We start from the raw sequence: 9,900 nt of genomic DNA on the forward strand, positions 1-9,900 counted from the left end.
TAGTAACTATAGATGCTCTAACTACGACAGATCATTATAAGCATGGTTTAATTGTTATGGTTTTTATACAAACACATAGGAATATTATGGGCTATCAACATATTGACGTGCCGCCAAATGGCGAACAGATTAGCATTGATGAACAAGGCCAATGGCATATTCCTCTACAACCTATTATTGCTTATATTGATGGTGATGGCGTTGGGCAAGATATATCACCCTGTATGCGAAAAGTGGTAAATCACGCTGTTGATGTGTGTTACCAAGGACAGCGTAAAATTCACTGGATGGAAGTGTTCAATGGTGAAAAAGCAGCGCAGCTTTACGATGGTGATTGGTTTCCGCAAGAAACAATACATGCTGTTAGGCAGTTTAAAATTGCTATAAAAGGCCCTTTAACCACACCGATTGGTGGTGGTTTTCGTTCACTCAATGTAGCCCTTCGTCATGAAATGGATTTGTTTGTCAATATGCGGCCTATTAAAGGCTACAGTGTATTACCTTCGCCACTGAAACATCCTGAAAAAACTAACATTGTGGTGATCCGCGATAGCTCAGAAGATATTTATTCTGGCATAGAATGGCAAGCTGGCAGTGTTGAAGCTGAAAAAATGTTGGACTTTTTATGTCAAGAAATGGGCGTTACTCGTCTACGCTTTGATCAGCAATGTGGTATTGGCATTAAGAATATCTCCAAAGAAGGGTCACAGCGTTTAGTTCGCTATGCAATTAATTATGCGCTGGAGCAAAAAAGTGACTCAGTCACTGTTGTGCATAAAGGTAATGTGCTTAAATTTACTGATGGTGCATTTAAACGCTGGGGTTTTTCGCTTGCACAGAATGAGTTTTCAGCAGTACCACATAGTAATGGTCGTTGGCTTGAAATTCCGCGAGAAGGCTTAGCACCACTGGTTATTAAAGAAGTGATTGCTGATAACATGCACCAACAAGCGCTGATGAACCCTGAGCAATTTGATGTGGTCGTGACAACCAATCAAAATGGTGACTATTTAGCTGACATGCTAACAGCACAAGTGGGAGGGATTGGCATCATGCCTGCGGCAAACTTAAATAATGAAGTGGCTTTTTTTGAACCAACGCACGGGACTTTTGAGCGAATAGCTGGTCAAAATAGCGCTAATCCAACAAGTAGCATTTTAAGTGCGGTAATGATGCTACGATTTATGAAGTGGCATGAAGCAGCTAATCAGATAGAGCATGCTTTGCAATACACCTTTTTAGCGGGTGAATTGACCTTTGATTTACAAGAAGATCCACATAACTCGACTACCCTAAGTTGCAGTGACTTTACACAAAGGATAATCGAGCATTTAAAGCACTCATAGCTTAGGCTGCATTGGCGTTACTAAGTTCTGCACGATACATACAAGGGCGGTTAACAAGGGTTGCAGCACGGTGATAAATAGCCTTTGCATCATGTTCATCGCTAGGTGTGCCGCTTAGAGTATCCATTAACGCAACCACAATGATTGCAGGCACCTGACAACAATATTCATCGAGTACCGCGGTTGTTGTTTGCGCATCAACATGACAATGAGGGTGATTATGTTCAACTTTGTACGCATGCAATAATGTTTGCACGTCTAAGCTATCACCTTCAAGGTGTTTGTTTTTACGGCACTGGCAACCAAACTCATCAACTAATGTGGCTAATGCCTGATACACATCGTCACAATTTATCGTCATTTTTTTACATAGCTGTTGCTCAATAAAAGCATGTAAATGACCATCGATGAATAATCCGTCTTGTTGGGTAAAGCTTGCTGTCGTTTGCATCATAATGTTGTCTCTTAATTTTAGTGGCTAACTCATTTGGTATGACTTCACTCTAGCCCTAAGAACACTATTTATGAAATTGTTGTTTTCAATAACTGATATTGATTTAATCAATATCGTGAATTGGATTGAATCGTAGCATAAGTATTTAAAGATTGGTTTGAACAATCTCAGCGATCCGCAATTGTTGCAGCAAAATTTTGTAATTCTCTGCGTAACCATTGATGCGGGCTTGCATGGTGCAGTAGTGGGCTCCAGATCATTTTTACCTCTATAGGCACTATTTGAAATGGTACAGGGCTGATCACTAAGTTAGTGTGTTTGGTTAGTAGCATTGCTTGTCGTCTTGGTAATGTTGCGATTAACTGGGGAGATTGACACAATAAACTTGCCACCATGTAATGACGGGTAAACACCCTAATATGGCGGGTCTGCTCTAATTGCCAGAGTGCTTCGTCTACCCAGCCTAATTTCTGGCTCCCTGATTTATTAGTAACCGCAGCTTCAGCCCCCCAGCCAGCACGATTAACCCAAATGTGTTCTGAGGCCAAATATTGGTTTAAATTGGGCTGCTGTAAAAAGGGGTTTGCAGGGTGCATTAAACAGCAATAATTATCCCGCCACACACTGGATTGATGAAAAGATCGCGGCAAACCATTAAAGCGATTAATCGCTAAATCAATAGTGCCTTTTTCCATATCTTGCAGGTTTACATCGCTAGGGCTGAGTACATCAAAATTAAGCCCTGGGTGTTTATTAAGCTGTGCGGTTATAAATGGAGCGATTAAGGTTGATTCTAAATAGTCATTTGCCATCACTCTAAATGTCATGTGTGCAGTAGTAGGATCAAAAACATCACTGGGCTGAGTAATTGCCTCGGCCATTTTTAACAACGCCTCTATTTCTGGCTTTAAGCTTAAGGCTTTTGCAGTCGGAGTCATAGAGCCTGCTGCGCGAACAAGTAGCGGGTCGTCAAATAAATCACGTAAACGCTTGAGTGCATTACTCATTGCAGGCTGTGTTAACGCTAATTTATTTGCCGCCTTAGAGACATTTTGCTCATCTATGAGTACATTTAAGTACACCAGTAGGTTGAGATCGACATTTCTTATATTCATTTGATCAATCTTATTCATTCGCTGTATTAATTATCTAAATTAAAGCCTGCTTGCTAAGGTGTGTAAACCCATAAAATTACATAGCCACCATAAGTGATAAAAATATGCCCAAACAAAACACACAAACACTGTTAGCGGCTTCACCGAATGATGCCATAGAGCATGTTATTGCAACTAAACTAGCACGGGCTGTATTTGCTGGGTTTGAAGGCATGTTTGCTGCATTTTTAAATATTACCTTGGGTGCACAAAGTCGCTTTGAGCAACGACAATGGTTAGATGTGCAATCAGCAATGCGCGAGCGTTTACAAGTGTATGAGCGCCAAGTTAAAAGCGTGAGTAATGCAGTGCGAATAATTGCTTTTAAAGAATTACATGACCCACGGCTATGGGAGCAAGCAAAACACATTTATGGAGAAATGGTCGAAAATCACGAAAATCAGCCCATTGCGCACACATTTTTTAATTCAACATTTGGCTCTATTTGGGACGATAAAAAAATACGCACTGTACATTTGTTTGTCTTAAAAGCTAAGTACCGCGCTAAACCAAGACCATTTGATAATTTAGTGAGCCGAATTTCATTACAAAATGGCTTTACTCATGCTGTAGCACAACTAATTTATCGCCAAGCTTTTCGGGTTAAATTTACAGATTTAAACAAGGATGTTGATGCTTTACAGCGTACTTTAACACTAGGTGCAAAGCAGCAATGTCGCCAAGTATATGAATTGATGAATCTAAATGATGGTTTTATTGAATACGCTAATTCATTATTTTTTAGAAATAAAGCCTGTTATTTAATTGGCCGATGCATTGCTAAAAATGGCGATAATATGCCTTTTGCAGTGGCGATATTACATACTGAAAATGGCTTAAAGCTTGATGCTGTGATGATGGGGGCTGATCAACTCAGTTTACTGTTTGGCTTTGCACGTACTTATTTTATGGTTGATACAGATCAACCAGCCCGTTATGTAGATTACCTGTCAGTATTAATGCCACATAAGCAACGATTTGAGTTATTTAATGCCATAGGTTTTATTAAGCACGCTAAAACTGAATTTTACCGTTACAAAGTAGACACGACTAAAAATAGCCCCACACACGATAAATACATTATTGCCCCAGGGACTCCAGGCATGGTGATGCTGGTATTTACGACACCGCACTCTGATTATGTTTACAAGGTGATCAAAGATAGATTTAGCGCACCCAAAACATCCACTAAAGCACAAGTAATGGCAAAATACGATTTTGTAAAACAAGCCGACAGAGTAGGGCGTTTAGTCGACACGCATGAGTTTCGCTATTTGGCATTTGATTTAAGCCGTTTTAGCGATGAACTGCTTGAGCAAATGCGCGCGAGTATTGGCAACAGCATGGCAATTTCAAATAAAGCGCTCGTGCTAAAACATGTGTACGTTGAGCGTAAAATGACCCCGCTTAATTTATACATTAATCAGTGTGACAACAAACAGCTTAGTAACGTAATGCACGATTACGGTAAAGCAATTAAAGATTTAGCTGAGGCTAATATTTTTCCTGGTGATATGCTGATGAAAAATTTTGGCGTGACACGTTGGGGTCGTGTGGTGTTTTATGATTACGATGAAATATGCCCATTAACAGATTGCGAATTTAGAGATTTACCAACGAGCCAAAATAGCTTTGATGAGATCAGTAGCGAAAGCTATTTTGATGTAGCCGAAAACGACGTATTTCCAAGTCAATTTAACGTTTTTTTTAGCGCAAACAGGCAGGCGTTTAGTTATTTTTGCCAGCAACATCACAATTTATTCAGCCCTGAATTTTGGCAGCAATGTCAAAACCAAATCAATGCAGGGCATCTGGCTGATGTGTACCCTTATAAACAAAGTTGGCGCTTTATACCCAAACCACCTCAAGATGCGAGTTGCAGTTGGAGTTAAAAGCGATTTAGACAAGGCATTGATTGCAAATAATGGTTGTTCCCTTGTTAAAATCAATAACACAGTATAAATCGCTTTTAAACCAACCCTTTGGGCGTTTCACAGGCGCTTACTCTCATCGTTGTTACTTCTTAAAAGGGACTGCCATTGTTGCAAAGTAACGCCTTGATATTAAGCCCCTGTGAAACGCTGAATCCTGCATCTTGAGGTGATTTGGGTATAGTAATACCACTATTAAAGTCTAATGAATGTTGGGTGCGAAAAAGGGTATATTACTCCTCAAAATAAAACCAAGGAAAGAGTATGAAATCTTTATTGTTAGCAAGTTTATTAATTGCTTCGCCAATAGCAGTGGCTAATCCACTATTAGGCAGCTGGGAGTTTGTGCAAGGCAAATACGCCGTTGAAGATGGGTTTGTGAGTGCTAAAGCACCAGAGCTGACCTCAGTAAAACTGATTACTGCAACGCATTTTAACTATATTACCCAAAAAAATGGCAAGTTCCACTATGCTGGTGGCGGGCAATACACTTTAAAAAATGAACAGTTTGTTGAGACGTTCGCATATGGCAATATCCCCTCATTACTTGGTAAAACAATGGCCTTTGATTATAAAATTGAAGGGAACTTGTGGCATCATTCTTTAACTGAAAATGGTAAGTTAATTGAAGCCGAAGTATGGCGTAAAATCGATTAACAAAGGGGGCATCTATGCAATTTATTTCCCATCAACATGCGCAATTATCACTCAGCGAAACCGTTAAACCGCAATTAAAAGCGCACGAAGTATTGATTAAAGTGGCTGCGATAGGCGTTAATCGCGCCGATTGCATGCAGCGACAAGGTAAATACCCAGCTCCGCAAGGCGATAGCCCCATATTAGGATTAGAATGTGCCGGCACAGTCATTGAACTTGGCGCAGATGCTGATAATAGCTGGCTTAATAAAGCGGTATTTACGTTGTGCGCTGGTGGCGCTTATAGTGAATATGTAGCAGTAGATGCAGCGCAATTAATGGTTTTACCGAGTGGTTTAACAATGGCGCAGGGTGCAGCCATTAGCGAAGTGTATTTAACGGCATTTGGTGCGCTTTTCCAACTAGGTAATTTGCAGCAAGGGCACACTGTGCTTATTCATGCTGGGGCCAGCGGTGTAGGTGGCGCCTGCATTCAAATGGCTAAACGCACCGGTGCAATTGTGGTTATCACCGCAGGGAGCGATGAAAAATGTCAGCACGGCAAAGCGCTCGGCGCGGACCATGCCATAAACTATAAAACAGATGACTTTGTTGATTATATGCAACAGCATAATTTAACAGCAAATGTGATTGTTGATCCGGTATCAGGGCGTTATTTAAATAAAAATGCAGCCATTGCCGCATTAGATTGCCAAATTGTGATGTTGGCATTTTTAGACGGGCGCTTTGCAGAAGTGGATTTTGCACGCTTATTACAAAAACGCATTTCATTGCATGCTTCAACACTTCGCAACCGCAGCCAAACCTTTAAACGTCAGCTGCGCGATGCGTTTGTAGCAAGGTTTTATGACGATATAGCCAATCAAACGTTTGATTTTAATATTTATAAAACCCTACCATGGCAAGACGCAGCAAAAGCGCATACCATACTTGAGCGAAACGAAAATGCAGGAAAGGTTGTATTACTCGTTGAGTAGTTTAAAAATTAAAGTTTGCCCATATAACTTAGGGTAACTGAAAAAGCAATCCAAGGCATACAATGAACCCAATTATAGCAACCCTAAAAGAACACAACGTAAGTGACGAAAAAGTACATGAACTTTTTCAAGCATTTACACAAAACCCTATGATGGCAATGGCGCTAGTGCAACAACTTGGTATACCGCCTGAAAAACTACAGCAATTAATGGCGGTCGTAATGACCCAACCACATTTAATTAAAGAAGCGGCTGATTCACTTGGCATTGATCAAGGCCAAGTTGAACAAGCAAAAGCACAGTTTAAAAATCAATAATAAAAAGCAATAAAATCACGTTAAGCCCTAAGTAATGTATAAAAGTAAAGCGCGCCAAGCGCGCTTTACTTTTATTTATCGTCCTATATTTTATCCTCTTTTGTATTCATAGTTTGTTACATTGTTTATTACATGTTTTATGAACCTAAGGTTATTTGCCAAGTCTATTATATAACCCACTTTTATGGATAATCTAACATGAAAAGCCTATATAAAATTTGGCGAAATAATCGCTCACTTATCGTCTTCATTTCGTTAATGTGTGTATTTAGGAGCGCAGTAGCTGATTGGTATGAAGTACCTACAGGTTCGATGAAACCAACAATTGTTGAAGGTGATAGAATCCTCACAGATAAAATGGCCTACGACTTAAGAGTTCCTTTTACAAAAATATCGCTTGCGAGAATATCTGAGCCAAGTGCGGGCGATATTATAGTATTTGATTCAGTGGCAGCTGATAACCGATTAATTAAGCGCGTTATAGGTGTACCTGGCGACACGGTTGCATTAGTTAATAATGAGCTAATTATTAACGGTAAAAAACTCAGTTATGACACCTCAACAGACAACACAACAAACCAAATAAGAATCGAAAACTTAAATGGCATTAAACACCTTGTAAAAGTTGATAAGCAGGGCTCCACCATACAAAGCTTTGCGCCAATTACAATCGCAGAAGACATGTATTTAGCAATGGGCGATAACCGAGACAACAGTGCAGATTCAAGAATGATAGGCTTAGTGCCACGTAAAGAATTGCTCGGCAAAGCGCAGCGGGTGATAGTGTCATTAAATTACGATAATTACTATATACCGCGTAAAGAACGAATATTAAAAGTGTTAGAGTAAAAAATTAATACTCAACTACACGTATTTACCATGCTCGGCCGGCTAATAAAATACAGTGCAGGATGTTAACAAAAGAACACTAATTGCACGTTTTTATAGGTGATAAATGAACAGCGTATTTGATCACAGTAAAAAAAATATATTAGTACTACCCCAGTCACTTTATACAATGACTGATGTTGTGCCGCTGCTACACACCGAAAATACAGGGATTTTTTATAAAAGCCTTCGCCATGATTTAGTAGATGTTGAATTTTATACGAATACACCGTGTTTGGTGTACATTGAAAGTGGGCAAGAAACCATTACAACATCTGAAAATAAAACACATGAGCTGCATGCTGGCAGTGCTGTATTTTTACCGCAAGGGCTTAACGTGCATTCAGATTATGTAAGAACAACCTCATCGTTAAAAGCGTACTTAACTTTTTTTGATGAGGATGTGATCAGCGAATTTTTAAGTACATACAAAGTAAATAAAAGTCAGCCGAGTAAGATTGTCCGCGCTACGTCGTTGCTTAAAATTCAATGCGATGATTTAGTGAAAACCTATTTTGATTCAATTCAAAAACTGCATAAACGAACGTGTAATACAGCGCCTCTGTTAAAAGTTAAGCTTTTAGAGTTACTGTATTTATTAGCAATTTACGACAAAGCTATTTATCAAACGCTCGTACAATCAAAGCACACAACTTACCCACCGAAGCGTAATATCACGCGGCTGCTAAATAACCCTAATACCCTTAAGTTAACAATTAAGATTTAGCTAATTTATCCGGTAAAAGTGTATCAACATTTACACGAGACTTTAAATCTCTTTACAGTGTTACGCCTAACCAGGGCTACAAGAAAAACGCTTGGTTCGAGCCTACCAACTTTTACAAGAAACAGAGTTAACCGTCACACATATAGCAGCAGATTTAGGTTACGAAAACGTCTCCCATTTCATTAAATTGTTTAAAAAGAAGTACAACATAACGCCAAAACAATTTAAACAAAGTAATTGATTTAAAAACGTTACTTTTGATGGTTTTTGAGCAGTTATATTTTTTAGCGGTGATTAAATGCAACAACTCATTAATCACAGGAGAAAGGCATGAGTATAAGAGTAACGCTTAATTGTTGTGTAAAATCAGGGCAACTCGAATTATTACTGCCATTTTTAGAAAAACACTTACCCACAGTAAGGGCATTTAACGGCTGTTTAGATGTAACGATTTATTTTGATAAACCAAACTCAGAAATGTTGATAGAAGAGCAGTGGCTTAGTGTTAAACACCACCGTGCCTATATTGAGCATATTGAAAATAATGGAGTGCTTGCTGAACTTGCATCATTTTTAGCATCAGCGCCGAGTATAAAATATTTTGAAAAAGCAGCTGTTTAGTTTATTTAACTACTTTAAACTATAACTACATACTTGTTAGTCATATGCATTACAGTTGCTTAAAGTTAAAAAACGGTAATGCATTTTATTAAAGTAAGAGGCCCCGAATACAATGAATGCGCAACTTAGAGAAAAAATCATAACTGTATGTAATAAAAAAATCGCACAAAAAGGGCCCAATGTAGGGTTGTCATTTTATGCTTTTTTTGCAAATAAAAATGATGATCCGCAGTCGCTAATGGAAGCTGCAACGTGGTGGATACAAACCCATCAATTAGACCACTTTGTAAAAGCCCAAAAAATCAAAGAAATGATAGTAGAAGGCCTATAGCAATATCTGCTATTCATTTATTCTTATTAGCGGCGTCACTAAAAGCACGTTATGTCGCAGCAATTTTATGTAACGCTAAAGCTGAGCAGTTTTGAAAGTAACACTCTAAAGTAACACCTAAAGTCACGCTACTTTACGTCACTACAGTAAGCCTAACTTAAAACCACTTTTTCAAGCCAAAGGATTTTTACAGTATTTTAATCGTCAATGAAAGGTGACTTCATAGGGTGAATCTCAAAAATAAATAACTGTATRTATAGGGCTATGTTGTAGTTGAGTGTGGGTATTAAAAATTCATATCATAATGCCTCTTTTATCCATGTTTGATCTGAATACTCAGTGTTATCTTCCATAAACCTAAACCAGCTTAAATAATTCTCAATGTAGTCTGTACCAATGCCATTAAAACGTCTTAACCATGCCTTCCAGCGCATCATATAATTATTAAGTGTTTGGATATGGTAAATACCTTCTACCACTCTTTGGTTATCCAAGCC

At 38.8% G+C, this 9,900-nt stretch carries 11 protein-coding genes and 2 pseudogenes; 10 read left to right on the top strand and 3 right to left on the bottom strand.

Annotated features, from left to right (window positions below):
• The first annotated feature begins 86 nt into the window (after positions 1-86).
• Entirely contained in the window at positions 87-1,346 is a 1,260-nt protein-coding gene (gene icd, locus ADS77_RS17055) for an NADP-dependent isocitrate dehydrogenase (protein WP_054455498.1), read from the top strand.
• Between the two features lies 1 nt (position 1,347).
• Here icd and ADS77_RS17060 read toward each other — a convergent pair whose 3' ends face one another.
• Both ADS77_RS17060 and ADS77_RS17065 read right to left on the bottom strand, forming a co-directional pair.
• Positions 1,348-1,797 carry a hypothetical protein gene (locus ADS77_RS17060; RefSeq protein WP_054206286.1) on the bottom strand — a complete coding sequence of 150 codons (450 nt, stop codon included), beginning with the start codon at positions 1,795-1,797 and terminating at the stop codon, positions 1,348-1,350.
• Positions 1,798-1,967: 170 nt separating this feature from the next.
• Entirely contained in the window at positions 1,968-2,915 is a 948-nt protein-coding gene (locus ADS77_RS17065; protein WP_054206287.1) for a LysR family transcriptional regulator, read from the bottom strand.
• Between the two features lie 104 nt (positions 2,916-3,019).
• Here ADS77_RS17065 and aceK point away from each other — a divergent pair, with 104 nt between their 5' ends.
• From aceK to ADS77_RS17105, 9 genes and pseudogenes are all read left to right on the top strand, one after another.
• Positions 3,020-4,846 carry a bifunctional isocitrate dehydrogenase kinase/phosphatase gene (gene aceK / locus ADS77_RS17070; protein ID WP_054455500.1) on the top strand — a complete coding sequence of 609 codons (1,827 nt, stop codon included), beginning with the start codon at positions 3,020-3,022 and terminating at the stop codon, positions 4,844-4,846.
• A 303-nt stretch (positions 4,847-5,149) separates the two neighbouring features.
• Positions 5,150-5,542, top strand: a complete 393-nt coding sequence (locus ADS77_RS17075; protein ID WP_054206274.1) for a hypothetical protein — start codon at positions 5,150-5,152, stop codon at positions 5,540-5,542.
• Between the two features lie 14 nt (positions 5,543-5,556).
• Positions 5,557-6,519 (top strand): zinc-binding dehydrogenase, encoded by a 963-nt coding sequence (locus tag ADS77_RS17080; protein WP_054206275.1) that lies wholly within the window; start codon positions 5,557-5,559, stop codon positions 6,517-6,519.
• A gap of 62 nt (positions 6,520-6,581) precedes the next feature.
• Positions 6,582-6,836, top strand: a complete 255-nt coding sequence (locus tag ADS77_RS17085; protein WP_054206276.1) for a DUF2999 family protein — start codon at positions 6,582-6,584, stop codon at positions 6,834-6,836.
• A gap of 198 nt (positions 6,837-7,034) precedes the next feature.
• Entirely contained in the window at positions 7,035-7,685 is a 651-nt protein-coding gene (lepB, locus tag ADS77_RS17090) for a signal peptidase I (RefSeq protein ID WP_054455502.1), read from the top strand.
• A 106-nt stretch (positions 7,686-7,791) separates the two neighbouring features.
• A complete protein-coding gene (locus tag ADS77_RS17095; RefSeq protein WP_054455504.1) occupies positions 7,792-8,451 on the top strand; it encodes a cupin domain-containing protein in 660 nt (219 codons plus the stop codon).
• Positions 8,452-8,539: 88 nt separating this feature from the next.
• Positions 8,540-8,692: pseudogene (locus tag ADS77_RS22970) on the top strand (helix-turn-helix domain-containing protein); the annotation flags it as partial.
• An 89-nt stretch (positions 8,693-8,781) separates the two neighbouring features.
• Positions 8,782-9,072, top strand: coding sequence for a putative quinol monooxygenase (locus ADS77_RS17100; RefSeq protein ID WP_054455506.1), 291 nt, complete (start codon positions 8,782-8,784; stop codon positions 9,070-9,072).
• Positions 9,073-9,184: 112 nt separating this feature from the next.
• Positions 9,185-9,403 (top strand): DUF6500 family protein, encoded by a 219-nt coding sequence (locus tag ADS77_RS17105; protein ID WP_054206280.1) that lies wholly within the window; start codon positions 9,185-9,187, stop codon positions 9,401-9,403.
• 299 nt (positions 9,404-9,702) lie between these two features.
• On the opposite strand, the pseudogene ADS77_RS22405 reads toward ADS77_RS17105, so the two are convergent.
• Positions 9,703-9,900, bottom strand: a pseudogene (locus ADS77_RS22405) (IS1595 family transposase); the annotation flags it as partial.

The organism is Pseudoalteromonas porphyrae, from assembly GCF_001298125.1.
In the GTDB taxonomy this organism is placed as follows: Bacteria; Pseudomonadota; Gammaproteobacteria; order Enterobacterales; family Alteromonadaceae; genus Pseudoalteromonas; species Pseudoalteromonas neustonica.

Coding starts and splice junctions, on each gene's coding strand:
- ADS77_RS17085 (WP_054206276.1), top strand. CDS start 6,582: ATGAACCCAATTATAGCAACCCTAAAAGAACACAACGTAAGTGACGAA.
- ADS77_RS17060 (WP_054206286.1), bottom strand. CDS start 1,797: ATGCAAACGACAGCAAGCTTTACCCAACAAGACGGATTATTCATCGAT.
- ADS77_RS17095 (WP_054455504.1), top strand. CDS start 7,792: ATGAACAGCGTATTTGATCACAGTAAAAAAAATATATTAGTACTACCC.
- aceK (WP_054455500.1), top strand. CDS start 3,020: ATGCCCAAACAAAACACACAAACACTGTTAGCGGCTTCACCGAATGAT.
- lepB (WP_054455502.1), top strand. CDS start 7,035: ATGAAAAGCCTATATAAAATTTGGCGAAATAATCGCTCACTTATCGTC.
- ADS77_RS17105 (WP_054206280.1), top strand. CDS start 9,185: ATGAATGCGCAACTTAGAGAAAAAATCATAACTGTATGTAATAAAAAA.
- icd (WP_054455498.1), top strand. CDS start 87: ATGGGCTATCAACATATTGACGTGCCGCCAAATGGCGAACAGATTAGC.
- ADS77_RS17080 (WP_054206275.1), top strand. CDS start 5,557: ATGCAATTTATTTCCCATCAACATGCGCAATTATCACTCAGCGAAACC.
- ADS77_RS17075 (WP_054206274.1), top strand. CDS start 5,150: ATGAAATCTTTATTGTTAGCAAGTTTATTAATTGCTTCGCCAATAGCA.
- ADS77_RS17065 (WP_054206287.1), bottom strand. CDS start 2,915: ATGAATATAAGAAATGTCGATCTCAACCTACTGGTGTACTTAAATGTA.
- ADS77_RS17100 (WP_054455506.1), top strand. CDS start 8,782: ATGAGTATAAGAGTAACGCTTAATTGTTGTGTAAAATCAGGGCAACTC.